This window comes from Candidatus Methylacidiphilales bacterium (assembly GCA_030054035.1).
Classification (GTDB): domain Bacteria; phylum Pseudomonadota; class Gammaproteobacteria; order JASGCS01; family JASGCS01; genus JASGCS01.
The window spans coordinates 22340-38905 of the sequence record JASGCS010000004.1 but is presented as its reverse complement, the minus strand read 5'-3'; the positions used below and the strand labels follow the sequence as shown (position 1 = coordinate 38905).

The window sequence follows — 16566 nt, the reverse complement described above, 5'->3', positions numbered from 1 at the left end:
TTGACTATTTTACCTAAAATTTTACAATACTACATAGTACGGTATAATGAATATCAATGGATAAAATATTAAAATCTGGAACAGGAAATAAGATTCCTCTTGCAGTAATAATAGATGGATTGCTAGAAGACGGCATTATCAGCAAAGATTCGGCGCAATTATCCTACCGATTAATTTCTGACACCATGGTACGAAATCTCGGTGCTATCGGTGCGCTTGGGAGTAAAGCCTGGCCCCATGCAAAGGATAGTTTACAAAGATTAGATACAGAGTTTATCAGTTGTTGGTGCGCAAATAAATACAAACTAACATTTCACACTATAAACCCCATTACACTAGATGCAGACTTAGTATCAAGCTCACTCTCATTACATCAAGCACAAAGTTTTTCTGCAATTATTATTGAAGAGAACACCCAATCAGTAAAGGTTGCAACTTCTGAACCATTTGACACAAGCCTTGATCAGGAAATTGAGAGTATTTTTCCAAACAAAATAATCCAAAAACTATTCGTCAACAGTGACGATCTGCGATCACATATAAGAAATATTTATGAGTTTCAAGAGTCCATTCATGTAGCATCAGGTATGAACACATCACATGCAACCTTTGATATTCAAAACTTTGAGCAATTAACTAAAATAGGTGATAAAAATTTTAGTGACGAAGACCAAGCGATTATCTCTCTTGTTGATTGGCTTCTCCATCATGCTATTTCTCTTAAAGCAAGCGATATCCATCTTGAACCACACCGAAAAACATGCACGATTAGATTTAGAATTGATGGGATTTTAAATAAAATTCATGTGCTCCCAGCAAATGTAGCTATTCCAATTATCAGTAGAATAAAAATTATTGCACGGATGGATGTCGCTGAAAGAAGGAGGCCCCAAGATGGCAGGATTAAAATCCTTACACAGAAAAATCAAGAAGTTGAATTTAGAGCATCTTCAATGCCTACAGCATTTGGAGAAAAAATTGTGCTCAGAATTTTTGATCCAGAAGTACTCCATTTAGGCTTAAACCACCTTGGTTTATCCGCAAAAGATTTTGCCATGTGGGAAAAATTAATCCACACCGAAAATGGCATCGTTCTGGTCACCGGACCTACTGGTTCAGGTAAAACGACCATGCTTTACACAACACTAAAATCTATTGCAACATCTGAAGTAAATGTGAGTACCATAGAAGATCCCATAGAATTAATTGACGACGATTTTAATCAAATGCAAGTAAACCCTAAGATAAATGTCGATTTTGCCAGTGGCATTAAAACTTTACTTCGTCAAGATCCAGATATAATTATGGTCGGAGAAATAAGAGATAGAGAGGCAGCGGAAATTGCCGCACAGGCTTCATTAACAGGGCATCTCGTGTTATCCACGCTACATACCAATGACTCGGTGACTGCAATTACAAGATTACGAGACTTACAATTACCGAATTATGTGATTACCAACACCCTACGGGGTGTGTTGGCCATGCGATTAGTAAGGTTACTATGTGTTCAATGCAAAAAACCATCTGATGAAACGCTCCCTCAAGAAGTTTGGGATTCTTTTATTCATCCTTTTAAAATGACAAAACCTGATCGAGTATACCAGCCTGTGGGTTGTAAATTTTGTCGCAATCAAGGTTTTAGTGGAAGAGCAGGTATATTTGAATTATTAGTAATTGATAAAGAAATTAAAGCTTTAATTAGTCAAAACGCTAATTCAGATGCTATTAGTCATCACGCAAAAACAAAAGGACTTGTCCCACTTCGTATTGCAGGTGCAAAACGAGTTTTTGCGGGCGAGACTACTTTTGAAGAAGTGGCAAGTTCTACACCTGAATTACTCTCATAAATGAAACTATCAAATTTTCCATTATTTACATTACGAGATGTGCCTAGTGATGCGGGGGTGCCCAGCCATCAACTAATGCTTCGTTCGGGCATGATTAAAAAGGTAGGTCTTGGTCTTTATAGCTTTTTACCGCTTGGGCAACTGGTACTGCAGCGAGTAATTACAATCGTTCGAGAAGAAATGAATTCAATTGGTGCTCTGGAAATAACCATGCCTATAGTCCAACCAGCTTCACTTTGGAAGGAAAGTGGTCGTTTTAATAAATATGGTCCAGAATTGGTTACTTTTAAAGATAGAAATGAACATGAACATTGCTTAGGCCCTACTCATGAAGAAGTTATAACCAGTATCGCCGCTTCAACCATACAGAGCGCTGCACAACTTCCTATTTGTTTTTACCAAATCCACACTAAATTTCGAGATGAAATTCGTCCTCGCTTTGGAATAATGCGGGCTCGTGAGTTTCTCATGAAAGATGCCTATTCGTTCCACCTTGACGCAAACTCCTTAGAACTAACCTACCAAGATATGGTACGGGCTTACCACTCAATTTTTAAACGATGTCAGCTAAACTTTGCCATGGTTGAGGCTGACAATGGTGCGATTGGGGGCACAAGTTCGCATGAGTTTCATGTCTTAGCCAATACGGGAGAAGACATTCTGGCTGAAAATAACGGGAGAGCATTTAATATTGAACTGCTACCTCACTTTCAAATTGACGACCCAAGCACTCACCACACTAGCGATGGTCTCCCTCTCACTATCACTAGAGGTATTGAAGTTGGTCATGTTTTTAAACTTGGAGATACCTATTGTAAATCATTCTCTTTTACCTTAACAAACTCATCGCAACAAACAATCACTCCAACCATGGGCTGTTACGGTATTGGGGTAAGTAGAATCTGTGCATCTGCAATTGAACAAAATCACGACGCTAAGGGAATAATTTGGAATCCTTCTCTTGCGCCATTCCATGTAGTGATCGCACTTATCAATCCTCAACAATCATCTAATGTAACGCAAGCTGGCAATCAATTATATCAGACTCTTCAGAAGCAATCCTTAAGAGTGGCTCTTGATGATCGGGGGTTGCGGGTCGGAGTAATGTTACATGATCTAGAATTAATAGGGATACCGTTATGCGTTATAATAGGAGAAAGAGGTTTGGCGCAAAACCAAGTTGAGATTAAAATCCGACAACGGAATGAAACCATACATGCCACCACCACAGACGCCCCTTCAATTATAGAACAAATTATTAATGAATTATCGTAGTGTTATTCTCATTGGTTTCTGCGCTTTATTATGTTCAGCACAAGCGCAACAAACAGTTCTACCTAATCACGATTTGACTAAAGGCGCAGAGTTGACTTACCTTGATTTTTGGGCATCCTGGTGTTCACCTTGTGCAACTTCTTTTCCTTGGATGGAAAAAATGAATATGTCCTATCAAAGTAAAGGCCTACGAATTGTTGCAGTTAACATGGATGAAGATCCTGAAGCTAAAGCTGCCTTTCTTAAAAAGCATAAGATTTCATTTACCATTATTGATGACGGAATAGATGCTGCAACTAGTAAAAAATTTGAGGTTGAAACATTGCCAACCAGTTTTTTACTAAATAGTAAAGGAGAAATTATTGCCAGACATAATGGATTTACTCTAAAATCAGGACATAAAATTGAGCAAGAAATTAAAAACTATCTTACCAAGCCCCTGCCTAGCAATGAACAAAAATAAACTATCTCTTGCACCGAAATCGGAAACCATAGCATCAACACTGACCACTGCGGTGCTAACTCTTTATGGAGCCCAAGGATTCACTGAAGTAGGTGAGGCAGAAACCTGGAGTTTTGATGGTGATTTTTTATACTATAAAGAAGCGGGTAGACTGCAAATTCTTCAATCAACTTTTAAGGGTACATATTTTATTGATACTAACGAGACAATTGGTTTTAAGGCACTCGGTGACATTCTCACCGGAGCATCTCCAAATGGTCAAATCGTAAGTTTAGAAAATATTACTATTACTAGCCCCTCAGGTAAGGGTGATGTAATCCGACCTAACTCCCTGCCCGTGCTCCCAGACTACAAAGAACTTCGTGTTGCTGGTGCTGTCTCATATGGATATGAAGATTCAAATGCATCTTATAGCGTCACTGCGAGCGGATCAAGAGAGCTAGATTATATTTCGCTTGGACTTAGTACTTCCATCAGCATACCGTTTAATCAAAAAAACACCACATTTGATCTCGGTGTGTCAATTAATAACGATACTATTATTTCTGAACTATTCACTCCAAAACCTTTAGTTATTCAAAAAGTCCTTGCAGCGATCAGCGAACAGCCAATCCTTTCCCGAACTCAAAAAAAAGAGGTTTTTGATTTTTTAATTGGTTTTTCTCAAATAGTAGATACAAGTTCATTTATAACATTTTTATATTCTTATGGTAACCAGCAAGGTTACCTTACCGATCCATATAAAGTAATTTCAATCGTTGAAGAAAATACTGGTAGATTACTCAAACATTCCCCTGAGCATGCAGTCGTAATCTATGAAAGTAGACCTGATTCTAAAATCACCCAGTCAGTGTACCTAGGGTATAAAAAGGCAGTTGGAAAAGGGGTGTTTTCATTTGGAATTCGCGCTTTAGAAAATAGCTGGGGGATAAAATCTAGCACCTTTGACACTGATATTATCATTTATTTAAATGATACGATATGGATTAAACCTCACATTCGTTACTATCAACAAGGTTCCGCTGATTTTTATCGCCCGTTTCTTTCTGAAAATCAACTGCAGAGCATTCAAGGGTGCTTACAATGTTACGCTTCTGCAGATTATCGTATTGGTAAATTTACCGCTACCACATTAGGATTAGAGCTAGGGTTTGATGAAGATAAATTTTCCATTGGTATTGAGACCTATCAACAAGCAATTTCAGAACCAAAAAATAAATTTGGTGAGCTGCGAAAGGTAAAACTAGTCCCAGACCTTTCTACAATATTGATTCGTGTGAATTTTAAATTAGACTGATACCATGAGTTATATCCTTGTTCTTTATCATAGTCGACATGGCAAAACCGCTGAACTTGCCTCTCATATCGCACGAGGGATAGATTTAGGACCAATTGAATCAAGAGTAAGGACGGTTTCTGAAACAGATGAAGTGCCCCAAGTAGCTATTTCTGATCTTGCAAACTGTAGTGGTCTTGCACTTGGAAGTCCATCCTACTTTGGAGCAATCGCCTCACCTTTAAAAAGTTTTTTAGAAACCACTTCTGAATTATGGCTGAATGGTAGCTTAGTATCTAAACCCGCAATGGTGTTTTCAAGCTCTGACTCAATTCATGGAGGACAGGAAAGCGTTTTGCTTTCCATGATGGTGCCTCTGCTTCATCACGGTATGATTATTGTTGGAACCCCTTATACTTTTAGTGGGCTTGCAACAACCTCCCAAGGTGGCACACCCTATGGACCTACTGCCATGGGTAAGAAAAAACTCACATCTATTGAAATTGAGCTAGCTCAAAAATCAGGCAAGAGGCTTTCTGAGATTTCTAATAAGCTTAAATAATTTTATTTACAATCAGAAGAAATTGTATTCTGCACATCTTCTAGCTCTTTAGCTTTTTGATCCTTGGAAAGATAAGATCGCTTTCCCGCTTCATCAATATTAAAAATACGGGAATTGCTACTAAGATTTTTTGCCTTTTTCTTAAGCTCATTACAGATTTCTTTTTGTGCTTTTTCTAACTCAATCTTGAGAGGATCAACCTCTGTATTTGAATTAGTTTTTGTTTCATTAGTTACAGAACTTTGGGTAGGAGTTTCCACATTACCTTGAATTTTATTTTTTTCAAAGATATCGGCATTTAGGTCAACTTGTCCCTGGGGTAAGGTTGGACCATAGTGAATTACACCATTTTCTTTCCATTTATAGACTTTCTGAGCGTTTACCAGACCCGCAGTCACCAAAACACACAATATACTAATAATTACTTTAGCCACGGTAACAGTATAACAAATTTATTATGCCTTTTTAGAATAAATCAGTGATTTTACTAGCGGTATTGTTATTGTTTTTTTTCCCTGAACCAAACTTAACGCGTCTAAAGCAGTTAAAACAAATTGCATATTTTTCCCATCCCTTGGAAGGTGCTTTAACATATACTCTACGGTTTGATCTGAAATCAATAACCCTTTATAGTTACAGCGTTTTTTTATTACTGTGGCGAGAGTGGAATCAGAGAGTGCATGAAGTTCTAAAATACAATTTGAAGTAATTCTACTGGTAATATCACCTAATGAGGCTTGCCAGTCTTTCAGAAAGAGAATAGTTGGGTAATTAGTTTCATTGCCTTCTTCTATTAAGAAAAATAGCAGTTTTTCAAGCGCCTGGTTATTGGTAAGCAGATGAGCATCGTCAATAAGTAACACGCCATTTCTTGCAGGGGGGAGAATCGCCCCATCTATTCCTGGCCTCTCCCCAACTAGAAGGTTAGCATTAATGCTTGTTATTGGAATATTTCTAAATTGCGCAAATTGAATTAACGAATTACACACATGAGTTTTTCCACTACCACTTTCACCCACAATGGTGTATAAATAGTACTCGGATCGCCTCAAGTCAAGTAACGCTGCTTTTAACTGCTCAATAACCCACACATTTCTATCTTCAATGTAAAATGTGTCAAAACTAAATAAGTCAGATATCGTAACATCAAGCATTAATTGGTTATTTGATTTCATCTCACTGTATTATAAAATAGTAACGCTATGGATTCCACTAAGAATAATATTTCAAGTTCCCAATATCAGCGCAGCGGAGTTGACCTTGAAAAAGGCGATAGTTTAATTAAACAGCTTAGCCCAATTTTTGCCAGTACCCATCGCAAAGGTGTTATGGGAGAGGTAGGTAATTTTGCTGGCATATTTGACTTAAAACAAACTGCTTTTAAAGATCCTTTATTGGTTTCAAGCACCGATGGAGTTGGGACTAAACTACTCTTAGCACTAGAACATGATCAATTAGAATGTCTTGGTGCGGACCTTGTTGCCATGTGTGTTAACGATATCATCGTTTGTGGAGCAGAGCCATTATTTTTCTTAGATTATTTTAGTTGCGGTACTCTAGAATTAGAGAAAGCAAAACGCATTCTTAGCTCTATCGCAACTCATTGTCGCGTTTCGGGTTGTGCGTTGCTTGGTGGTGAGACCGCGGAAATGCCTGGACTTTATAGTGCCGGCAAAATTGATTTAGCTGGCTTCGCGGTTGGAGCGGTAGAGAGAAATGCAGTGTTAGGTGCGCATAAATGTCAAGAAGGTGACTGGTGCATAGCATTACGTTCAAATGGGCTACATTCAAATGGTTTTAGTCTCGTTCGTTCCATCTTAAACCAACATCCAGCAACTGCTACGCAAATTCAAGATTTGCTTAGGCCGACAACTATTTATATACCACATCTATTACCACTTTTTCCTCGCTTTGAATTTCATGGCTTAGCTCATATAACTGGTGGTGGAATTGTAGGCAACCTACCACGATCAATTCCTTCTGGGTATTATGCTGAATTGGAACGCAACTGGAATGTGCCAGAGATTTTTTTATGGTTACAGCAAGTTGGGAAAATTTCTAGGCAAGAAATGGATGAGGTATTTAATCAAGGAGTCGGGATGATTCTTATTATTGCAAAGGATGATGGGCAATTATTGCTAGATCAGTTAAACAAATCACAAAGTGATTTTGCTTGGCATATTGGAACAATCAAAAAAGGGCAATCTAACTGCGAGCCCCATGTGCTTTGGAAAGAATAGCCATTGGTTATGATGCGCATTGCCGTGCTTATATCTGGAAATGGGAGTAATCTAGCTGCCATTCATCATGCGATCTTACATAAGCAATTGCAGGCTTCAATTGAGGTAGTGCTTAGTAGCAACGAATCTGCCAGGGGACTGCAATACGCTACTTCGGTAGGTTTGCGGACCATCACACTTCCCTACACTTCTACTACTTGTAGAAAAGAGTATTCAAAAAAACTACGCGACTTGTTGAAACCTTTTTCTCTTGATTGGGTTGTACTCGCGGGTTTTATGCGTATTATTACTGAACCCTTACTATCCGAATTCAAAGATACAATTATTAATATGCACCCTTCTCTGCTTCCATTATATCCAGGTCTACATACCCACGAAAAAGCATTAGCAGCGAGAGATAAAATCCACGGTAGCACCATACATCTAGTCAACGCAAAGTTAGATGATGGTCCTATTATCGCTCAAGCAATTGTTCCAGTTGAGCCAGAAGACAATCCAGAACGCTTAGCCTTACGAGTAAAAAAATCAGAATGGCAACTCTATCCACGAGTACTAGAGCTCATTGCTACAAAAAAAATCAAAGTGGAGGCTGGTATAATAAAGAACATATATGACTGCAGTGAAACGATATCAACATTTACTTTCCCACACTGGAATAATCTTCACGATTTTGATGCTACTGTACTACAATCAGTCGGTTGCAGCTCCTCTTAGCCTTACCCCAACTTCACTTACTTATTCTGTTTACTATAATAATTTTTCCATTGGCAACTTTCAACTAGAACTCAAAAAAGAAAAAAATACCTGGGTGAGAACTTCAACACTGGTGGTCTCAGGTTTAGCGCGATCCTTATTAAAATACAACCTACGAGAAATAGTACAATTTAAACTCAATGAAAAAAACCAAATTTTAATTAATACATATACGTTAGAAACCTTACTAGATAAGACACCGACTGGAGTTAATTACGAATTGATTTTTAATCCCAACTCAACAGTTACTATTACTACTACTAACCCTCAAGATGCAAATACTCCACAGCAGACCGAAATCATTAAAGAAATCAGCAATATAGGTGCCCTTGACGAAAATACTTGGTTATTACAAGTTGGACTTGATTTTGCGACTAATAATTTTATAGACCAAAAAAGCTACACATTAATTGACTCTAAAGGTGAGGTAATTGAAACGATAGCTACCAATTCCACCACCACCTCAGTAGCCACACCAAATCCAGTTATCCAAATGCAAAAAGGAAATCAAATAGTAGTAGTTACCCTTAATGCGGAGCAGAACTACCTACCAATGAGAATTGAGCGTTGGAAAAAAGGAAAGCTTGAATTAGTTTTTATTGCAAAATAAAACTATCTAGTCCAGTGCAACGGTTAGTTTAAAATTAAATTTATCTTTACACCCATTATAGATAGGACAAAACTTTTCACTCAAGCCAACTCTTGAATAACCTGCGACGATATTAAATTCTGGAAGCCCCATATACAACCCAAGTTCATAAAGGTCGTAATTGGTAGTAGAAGATACCACTCCTGTAAAGTTCGCCAAATCCCTTTCATGTAATGTAAATCGCGAACCACTAACTAAAAAATCTAGTCCTCTAGCGATATTAATATTTAGTCCGAGTTGATAGTAACTTGATTTTCCGTTACTATTAAAGTAATCATCTGAAAGAAAAGTTGCGATTGATACATTATACTGAACCGTACCTAATGTAAGTAACGCATAGACTTCCTGATAATCATATTTTTTCTGCAACGCAGAAGCTGAGCCAGGGTAATTATAAAAATTAGTTCCGAAATCAAACCTAACATGTTCCTCAGGGAAATCAAAATCAAAACCTAGTGATGAATTAATTTGATAGTTAGCTTTTCTTTTTTTAAGAGGATCAAAAGGAAAGTCAACTGATTTAATTTGCGTAGAAATTTTAAAATAATCAGAAGTTTGATAGGCAAAGGTAAATTCTGTGCTGTTTTTCTTATTGGATCGGGTGAAGCCTCTATAATAATAATCTCGTTCAATGGCAAATATAATTGAGCCTTCTTTGGGGAGTGCAGGCACAAAGAGGTCCGCACTATTTGCTACCCCTATTCCCAACCAATAGATTATTAATGCAATAATTGTTTTTTTCATTTAAAAACTCCTTTATACTTTTTTTCTTGAACTATATGTCTTTAATCTGATAGATTGTAAAGTGATAAATCCACTCGCATCCTTTTGATCAAAACTTCCTTTATCATCCTCAAATGAGCTTAGGGTTGCTTGATATAAAGAGCTATTACTCCTTCTCCCATTGATCATAACCGACCCACGGAATAATTCTAATCTAACCTCACCTTCTACTTTCTGCGCACAGGTGTCAATTAACTTCTGCAACATAGTACGCTCAGGACTAAACCAGTAACCATTATAAACTAATCGCGCATACCTACTCTGTAAATCATCTTTCAGATGCATTTCTTCACGATCCAACACTATAGATTCTAATGCTCTTCTAGCTCTAAATAATACCGTGCCACCTGGAGTTTCATAACACCCACGAGATTTGAGTCCAATATAACGATTCTCAACAATGTCAACTCTTCCGATACAGTGCAACCCTGCGATTCTATTTAGTTCTGTTAATAGATTTGCTGGGCTCATGATTTTTCCATTTATCGCAACTGGATCACCATTCTCAAATTGAATAGTGATCTCATCTGCATTAGTTGGGCATTGATTAAGTGAAGTAGTTCTTCGCCACATAGATTCTTCTGGCTTTTGCCAAGCATCTTCAAGAATACCTCCTTCATATGAAATATGAAGTAAATTTGCATCCATTGAGTATGGGGGTTTGTTGTTGGTTTGGCTAATTGGTATGGCGTGCCGTTTTGCGTATTCTAACAATGCAGTTCGTGAGGAGAGATTCCATTCTCGCCAAGGTGCGATTATGGCAATATCTGGATGAAGTGAATAAGCACTTAATTCAAATCTAATTTGATCATTGCCTTTTCCAGTCGCGCCATGGCTAATTGCATCAGCGCCCTTTTCTTTAGCAATTTCCACCAGTCGTTGTGCGATTAATGGACGGGCAATGGAAGTGCCGAGCAAATACTCGCCTTCGTAAAGTGCGTTGGCGCGAAACATAGGGAAAACAAATTCTTTTACAAAAATCTCTTGCAGATTTTCAATGATTACTTCTTTCGCATTTAACGCTAACGCTTTTGCTCTCGCTGGCTCTACTTCTTCGCCCTGTCCAATATCGGCAGTAAAACAAATGACATCGGCATTTCGCTCCTCCTGTAACCACTTCAAGATAATTGAAGTATCCAATCCCCCTGAATAAGCTAGTACAACTAATGGTTTTTTCATATGTAATTATTTATTTCCAGCACATTATATAATATAACGATATGAGCGATAATAATTTTCAGGATAATGACCCTCAAGAAATTGAAGAATGGGTCAATGCTTTCAATGCAGTACTTCAGATAGAAGGTGCCACTAAAGCTGAAGGTTTACTGAACAATCTATTATTAAACGCGCGTAGGAAAGGATTACACACCCCTTTCTCTTCAAATACCCCATATTTAAACACCATAGCACAAGATAAACAAGTGGCAGCATCTGGTGATTATTATCTAGAGAGAAAAATCAGATCCTTAATTAGATGGAATGCAACTGCCATGGTAGTTAAAGCAAATAAGGAATCTTCAGAACTTGGTGGACATATTGCAACATTTGCATCAAGCGCTACCTTATATGAAGTTGGTTTTAATCATTTTTGGCGAGCAACTAATGATAATCAGTTAGGTGATCTTATCTACTTTCAAGGACATGCCTCACCTGGTATTTATGCCAGGGCATTTCTTGAGGGAAGAATCTCCGCCCTTCAATTAGATAACTTCAGACGAGAGGTGTCGGGTCAAGGCCTATCTTCTTACCCTCATCCATGGCTTATGAAAGATTTTTGGCAATTTCCTACTGTTTCAATGGGCCTCGGTCCAATCATGGCAATTTATCAAGCACGCTTTATGAAGTATCTTAATGACAGAAATCTAGTACCTTTACAAAATCGAAAAGTATGGGCATTTTTAGGCGATGGAGAATGTGACGAACCAGAATCACTTGGTGCCATTTCACTCGCAGGAAGAGAGCGGCTAGACAATCTTGTTTTTGTGATTAATTGCAATTTACAACGATTAGATGGTCCTGTTCGTGGTAATGGCAAAATCATTCAAGAACTTGAGAGAGTGTTTAGAGGGGCTGGGTGGAATGTTATCAAAGTAATTTGGGGTTCAAAATGGGATCCCCTCATTAATTCAGACAGCGACGGGCTATTGTTAAAACGGATGGAAGAAGCAGTAGACGGTGACTACCAAAATTACAAATCTCAAGACGGGGCATTTGTGCGTGATAATTTTTTTGGTAAATACTCAGAATTAAAAGCTCGTGTTTCCCATATGACTGATAGTGAAATATGGGGTTTAAATCGTGGCGGTCATGATCCGCATAAAGTTTTTGCCGCGTATCAATCAGCAGTGCAACATCAAGGACAGCCTACCGTAATCTTAGCTAAAACAGTTAAGGGATATGGCATGGGCAGTGCTGGGGAAGGTCAAAACCGAACTCACCAACAAAAGAAAATGGATTTTAATGATTTGGTAAAATTTAGAGATCGGTTTGATATTCCATTAACGGACGAACAAGTAAAAAATCTTGAATACTGCAAACCTCAAGATCAGACTCCTGAAATGCAATATCTATTTGAGCGTCGCAGAGTACTTGGAGGTTTTTTACCAACTCGTACAACTAAGAAAAAAATTTTTACCCTTCCCCCCATAGAAGTTTTCTCTCCCTTCTTTGAATCTACTGGTGAAAAGGAGCTATCAACTACAATGGTTTTTGTTAGGATTCTGACCGCTTTATTACGAGATAAGTCCATCTCACAAGAGATCGTACCAATAATTCCAGATGAAGCAAGAACATTCGGGATGGAAGGTTTATTTAGACAGTTAGGAATTTATTCAAGTGTCGGGCAATTGTACACTCCACAAGATAAAGATCAAATAATGTACTACCGAGAAGATTTAGCTGGTCAAATCTTAGAAGAAGGGATTTGTGAAGCTGGAGCAATGAGCTCATGGATAGCTGCCGCTACTGCCTATAGCACTCATCATCATCCAATGATACCGTTTTATATTTTTTATTCAATGTTTGGCATGCAACGAATTGGTGATTTAGTCTGGGCCTCAGGAGACATGCGCTCTAGAGGATTTTTAATTGGGGGTACCGCAGGCAAAACAACCTTAGCGGGTGAGGGTCTACAACATCAAGATGGTCATAGTCATTTATTGTCATCAGCAGTTCCAAATTGCCATTCATACGATCCCGCTTTTTCTTATGAGCTTGCGATTATTCTGCAGCATGGCCTTAGGCAAATGTTAATTAACAATCTAGATCACTTCTACTACATTACCGTTATGAATGAAAATTATCGTCACCCATCTAAACCAACACAACCTGCTATAGATGAACATATTATTAAAGGTATTTATTCATACCAAAAGGGAACAAACGATATTCATTTGATTGGTTCGGGAGCTATTCTAAATGAAGTGATACGCGCCTCAGATATCTTAAGAAAAGAATTTAATTTATCTGCTTCTATCTACAGCGCTCCGAGTATTTCAGAAGCGGTAAGAGAAGCGCAGGATTGCGCAAGGTATAATTTACTTAATCCCGAACTAGACAAAAAAATCTCACACCTTTCTACTATTTTTTCCAACCAAAGAGGAATTATAGTTTCTGCATCTGATTATGTTAAAGCTCACTCAGAGCAAATGCGTGAATTCCTGCCGTTGCCATATTACAGTCTTGGCACAGATGGCTTTGGTCGATCAGATACAAGGGCTTCCTTGCGTGATTTTTTTGAAGTAAATCGATACTACATTGCCTACTATACGTTAGCTGTCCTGGCCCAACAAGGTCAATTTCCTCAATCTGAGCTACTGAGAGCCAGAACTTTACTAAAAATAGACTCACAACGAATTAACCCTATAAAACGATAAACGACATAATGAGTGGAGATATTCAAACTTTTAATATTCCTAACCTAGGAGATTTTAAAGATGTTGAAGTAATTGAACTATTAGTAAAAGTTGGAGATACCCTAGCAAATGATCAGACCATTCTAACTCTAGAATCTGAAAAAGCAGCCATGGAAATCCCCTCACCTTGCGCAGGAATCTTAGTTGATTTACTTATAAAAAAAGGGGATAAGGTATCAACCGGCACACCTTTTGTTAAAATTCAACTTAGTGCATCTTCTTCACCTACACCCACACCACCTACACCCACACCACCCACACCACCTACACCCACACCACCCACACCACCTTCACTCAACACACCCACTCCCTCTGTTACAACCACAAGACAATCCTCTACTACAACTGATGTAGCCCCACCTCAAAGTAACTTACTACAGCAACTAACATCTTCACAAATAGTGCTTGCCCACGCATCACCAAGTGTTAGAAAACTTGCCAGGGAGCTAGGGATTAACTTAATGCAAGTTAAGGGGACTGGAGCCAATAATCGTATTCTTCATAATGATTTAACTAACTATGTAAAAATCGCAATTAACAATCCTTCAACTAATCAGGCTCTGCCTCTTGCACCAGAAATAGATTTTTCTCAGTTTGGGCCAATTCACATTGAGAAGCTTACTTCAATAAATCAACTCACCGCCAAATCCATGCTGAGATCCTGGACCACCATACCACATGTGACTCAGTTTGAAGAAGCAAGAATTGACACCCTCAATTCTTTGCGTGAATACTTTAATAATGAATACAAAAAAGAAAATATAAAAGTTACTTTTCTTACATTACTAATAAAATCAGCAGTTAACTGTCTTAAACAATTCCCGAGACTAAATGCATCATTGAGTAACGACCTAACCAATCTTACTTTTAAGAATTACTATCACATAGGAATTGCAGTTGATACTGAGCAGGGATTAACTGTGCCAGTAATTAAAGACTGTGATAAAAAATCAATTAAACAAATTGCTATTGAATTACTAGAGATTAGCGCAAAAGCTCGGGCAAGAAAACTTTCTCCTCAAGATCTTAAGGGCGCCTCTTTTACGATTTCTTCATTGGGCGGAATTGGTGGTAAATTTTTTACACCAATAATCAACCCTCCTGAAGTTGCGATTTTAGGAATCTCAAAATCTTTTAATACATTAACTCTTCTAGATAACGGAACTTTGGCCAACCAAACCTACCTCCCCTTATCACTATCATATGATCACCGAGTTATAGACGGAGCATTGGCGGCAAAATTTACATCAGCTTTGGCAAATTGTATTGAACAACCTTGGTTATTCATTGAAGGTGAAGACAAAAATCAAACTTTAAAAAAATTCATACAATCTATGATCAATCCAACTTCAAATAAAACCAAATCTAAAAAGAAACCTACCAAAAGAAAAAAACATGGAAAATAACCATTTCCAAGTTGCGGTGATTGGCGCTGGTCCAGGAGGATATACCGCAGCATTCAGATGTGCTGATTTGGGTTTAACCGTTGCGCTCATTGATGACAGCCCCGTTCTTGGGGGAGTCTGTCTTAATGTCGGTTGTATACCTAGTAAGGCGCTCCTCCATGTTGCGGAAATAATAAGTGAGACCAAAACACTTTCAAAACATGGCGTGGTGTTCTCGGAGCCAAGCATTGATATACATTCATTGATAGAGTGGAAAGATTCAATAATTAAACAACTAACATCCGGTTTAACTTCTTTGGCAAAAAAACGCAATGTCAAGACAATCATGGCCCGAGCTACATTTAAAGATTCACATACTCTTACGCTTAGCAATAATAGTACCATCACATTTGAAAACTGTATTATTGCAACTGGTTCATCAAGCGCAACACTTCCACATCTACCTTCGCATTCGCTTATTTTTGATTCAACCAGCGCTTTATCTCCTAAGCGCATTCCAGAATCTTTGTTAATTATTGGTGGAGGAATTATCGGATTAGAAATGGCCTGTATTTATTCATCACTTGGCACAAAAGTGTCTGTAGCAGAATTTCTACCAACCTTACTTCCCCAGGTAGATGCGGAGATCTCTAAGCCATTAATGACCTCTCTAATGAATAAGCAGGTTCAACTAAAGCTTAACACTTCGGTAACTTCTTGCGCCCCAACCGATCACGCTGTGATGGCAAAACTAACTCATAATGAAACTAACAAAACTGAAGAACAAAGCTTTGCTTCTGTACTTGTTGCGGTAGGCAGAACACCAAACTCAAACATATCGCCTGAGCTAGCTCAGGTTTTTCGCAATGAAAAAGGATTTATTCCATCTAACGATCAAATGCAGACTAATGCCAAACATATTTATTCAATTGGAGATGTTAAAGGGCAACCAATGCTTGCGCATAAAGCCAGCCATGAAGCAAAGATAGCTGCAGAAACAATTGCAGGAAAAAAATCCTATTTTGATGTTAGGACCATTCCTTCGGTTGCTTACACAGATCCTGAAATTGCATGGTGTGGTATCACAGAAAAAGAAGCCAAACTAAAAAATCTCCCGTACCTTACCCAGTCGTTTCCTTGGCAAGCCAGCGGTAGAGCGTTGGCTGTTGGTGCAGCATCGGGTATTACAAAAATAATCGTAGAGCCAGATACTAAGAGGATCATGGGAATGCAGATTTGCGGTAAAAACGCTGGTGAACTTATTGCTGAAGCTATGTTAGCAATAGAGATGGGGGCGGACATACATGATCTCACACACACCATTCATCCTCACCCAACATTATCAGAAACAACTTCTTATAGCGCAGAGATGGTTGCTGGTACTATCACAGACTTATATCTTAATAAAAAATAACC

Annotated in this window: 15 protein-coding genes; 11 read left to right on the top strand and 4 right to left on the bottom strand. The window is 38.3% G+C overall.

The window, feature by feature from the left end:
• The first annotated feature begins 56 nt into the window (after positions 1-56).
• The 5 genes from QM538_04035 to QM538_04015 are packed head-to-tail and all read left to right on the top strand — an operon-like array spanning position 57 to position 5423.
• Positions 57-1847 (top strand): GspE/PulE family protein, encoded by a 1791-nt coding sequence (locus tag QM538_04035; protein ID MDI9347653.1) that lies wholly within the window; start codon positions 57-59, stop codon positions 1845-1847.
• Positions 1848-3122 (top strand): proline--tRNA ligase, encoded by a 1275-nt coding sequence (proS, locus tag QM538_04030; GenBank protein ID MDI9347652.1) that lies wholly within the window; start codon positions 1848-1850, stop codon positions 3120-3122.
• The gene (locus tag QM538_04025; GenBank protein MDI9347651.1) at positions 3109-3585 is read left to right on the top strand and encodes a TlpA disulfide reductase family protein; all 477 of its coding nucleotides are present in this window, start codon (positions 3109-3111) and stop codon (positions 3583-3585) included. Before proS ends, QM538_04025 begins: the two co-directional genes overlap by 14 nt.
• Positions 3527-4882 carry a DUF3570 domain-containing protein gene (locus QM538_04020; protein MDI9347650.1) on the top strand — a complete coding sequence of 452 codons (1356 nt, stop codon included), beginning with the start codon at positions 3527-3529 and terminating at the stop codon, positions 4880-4882. The genes QM538_04025 and QM538_04020 overlap by 59 nt, the downstream gene beginning before the upstream one ends.
• Positions 4883-4886: 4 nt before the next feature.
• The gene (locus QM538_04015; protein ID MDI9347649.1) at positions 4887-5423 is read left to right on the top strand and encodes an NAD(P)H-dependent oxidoreductase; all 537 of its coding nucleotides are present in this window, start codon (positions 4887-4889) and stop codon (positions 5421-5423) included.
• A 2-nt stretch (positions 5424-5425) separates the two neighbouring features.
• On the opposite strand, the gene QM538_04010 is transcribed toward QM538_04015, so the two are convergent.
• Positions 5426-5857 carry a DUF4124 domain-containing protein gene (locus QM538_04010; GenBank protein ID MDI9347648.1) on the bottom strand — a complete coding sequence of 144 codons (432 nt, stop codon included), beginning with the start codon at positions 5855-5857 and terminating at the stop codon, positions 5426-5428.
• A 21-nt stretch (positions 5858-5878) separates the two neighbouring features.
• Positions 5879-6598 (bottom strand): hypothetical protein, encoded by a 720-nt coding sequence (locus tag QM538_04005; protein MDI9347647.1) that lies wholly within the window; start codon positions 6596-6598, stop codon positions 5879-5881.
• A gap of 27 nt (positions 6599-6625) precedes the next feature.
• On the opposite strand from QM538_04005, the gene purM reads away from it, so the two are divergent.
• From purM to QM538_03990, 3 genes are read left to right on the top strand one after another with little or no spacing between them, the layout of a single operon-like run.
• The gene (purM, locus tag QM538_04000) at positions 6626-7663 is read left to right on the top strand and encodes a phosphoribosylformylglycinamidine cyclo-ligase (GenBank protein ID MDI9347646.1); all 1038 of its coding nucleotides are present in this window, start codon (positions 6626-6628) and stop codon (positions 7661-7663) included.
• Positions 7664-7672: 9 nt separating this feature from the next.
• A complete protein-coding gene (gene purN, locus QM538_03995; protein ID MDI9347645.1) occupies positions 7673-8377 on the top strand; it encodes a phosphoribosylglycinamide formyltransferase in 705 nt (234 codons plus the stop codon).
• Positions 8274-9026 carry a DUF3108 domain-containing protein gene (locus QM538_03990; GenBank protein ID MDI9347644.1) on the top strand — a complete coding sequence of 251 codons (753 nt, stop codon included), beginning with the start codon at positions 8274-8276 and terminating at the stop codon, positions 9024-9026. Before purN ends, QM538_03990 begins: the two co-directional genes overlap by 104 nt.
• A 6-nt stretch (positions 9027-9032) precedes the next feature.
• Here the strand turns inward: QM538_03990 and QM538_03985 are convergent, their stop codons facing one another.
• Positions 9033-9809: a hypothetical protein gene (locus tag QM538_03985; GenBank protein MDI9347643.1), complete on the bottom strand. Its 777-nt coding sequence runs from the start codon at positions 9807-9809 to the stop codon at positions 9033-9035.
• A 12-nt stretch (positions 9810-9821) separates the two neighbouring features.
• A complete protein-coding gene (locus QM538_03980; protein MDI9347642.1) occupies positions 9822-11027 on the bottom strand; it encodes an argininosuccinate synthase in 1206 nt (401 codons plus the stop codon).
• Between the two features lie 41 nt (positions 11028-11068).
• Between QM538_03980 and aceE the strand changes: the two genes are divergently transcribed.
• Genes aceE through lpdA form a run of 3 tightly spaced genes read left to right on the top strand, consistent with a single transcriptional unit; the run spans position 11069 to position 16564 of the window.
• Complete coding sequence (aceE, locus tag QM538_03975) at positions 11069-13726, top strand: pyruvate dehydrogenase (acetyl-transferring), homodimeric type (GenBank protein MDI9347641.1); 2658 nt, start codon at positions 11069-11071, stop codon at positions 13724-13726.
• Between the two features lie 8 nt (positions 13727-13734).
• The gene (locus tag QM538_03970; GenBank protein MDI9347640.1) at positions 13735-15171 is read left to right on the top strand and encodes a 2-oxo acid dehydrogenase subunit E2; all 1437 of its coding nucleotides are present in this window, start codon (positions 13735-13737) and stop codon (positions 15169-15171) included.
• The gene (lpdA, locus tag QM538_03965; GenBank protein MDI9347639.1) at positions 15161-16564 is read left to right on the top strand and encodes a dihydrolipoyl dehydrogenase; all 1404 of its coding nucleotides are present in this window, start codon (positions 15161-15163) and stop codon (positions 16562-16564) included. Before QM538_03970 ends, lpdA begins: the two co-directional genes overlap by 11 nt.
• Positions 16565-16566 lie beyond the last annotated feature (2 nt).

Coding starts and splice junctions, on each gene's coding strand:
- QM538_03980 (MDI9347642.1), bottom strand. CDS start 11,027: ATGAAAAAACCATTAGTTGTACTAGCTTATTCAGGGGGATTGGATACT.
- QM538_04005 (MDI9347647.1), bottom strand. CDS start 6,598: ATGAAATCAAATAACCAATTAATGCTTGATGTTACGATATCTGACTTA.
- aceE (MDI9347641.1), top strand. CDS start 11,069: ATGAGCGATAATAATTTTCAGGATAATGACCCTCAAGAAATTGAAGAA.
- QM538_03985 (MDI9347643.1), bottom strand. CDS start 9,809: ATGAAAAAAACAATTATTGCATTAATAATCTATTGGTTGGGAATAGGG.
- QM538_03990 (MDI9347644.1), top strand. CDS start 8,274: ATGACTGCAGTGAAACGATATCAACATTTACTTTCCCACACTGGAATA.
- purM (MDI9347646.1), top strand. CDS start 6,626: ATGGATTCCACTAAGAATAATATTTCAAGTTCCCAATATCAGCGCAGC.
- QM538_03970 (MDI9347640.1), top strand. CDS start 13,735: ATGAGTGGAGATATTCAAACTTTTAATATTCCTAACCTAGGAGATTTT.
- lpdA (MDI9347639.1), top strand. CDS start 15,161: ATGGAAAATAACCATTTCCAAGTTGCGGTGATTGGCGCTGGTCCAGGA.
- QM538_04035 (MDI9347653.1), top strand. CDS start 57: ATGGATAAAATATTAAAATCTGGAACAGGAAATAAGATTCCTCTTGCA.
- purN (MDI9347645.1), top strand. CDS start 7,673: ATGATGCGCATTGCCGTGCTTATATCTGGAAATGGGAGTAATCTAGCT.
- QM538_04025 (MDI9347651.1), top strand. CDS start 3,109: ATGAATTATCGTAGTGTTATTCTCATTGGTTTCTGCGCTTTATTATGT.
- proS (MDI9347652.1), top strand. CDS start 1,848: ATGAAACTATCAAATTTTCCATTATTTACATTACGAGATGTGCCTAGT.
- QM538_04015 (MDI9347649.1), top strand. CDS start 4,887: ATGAGTTATATCCTTGTTCTTTATCATAGTCGACATGGCAAAACCGCT.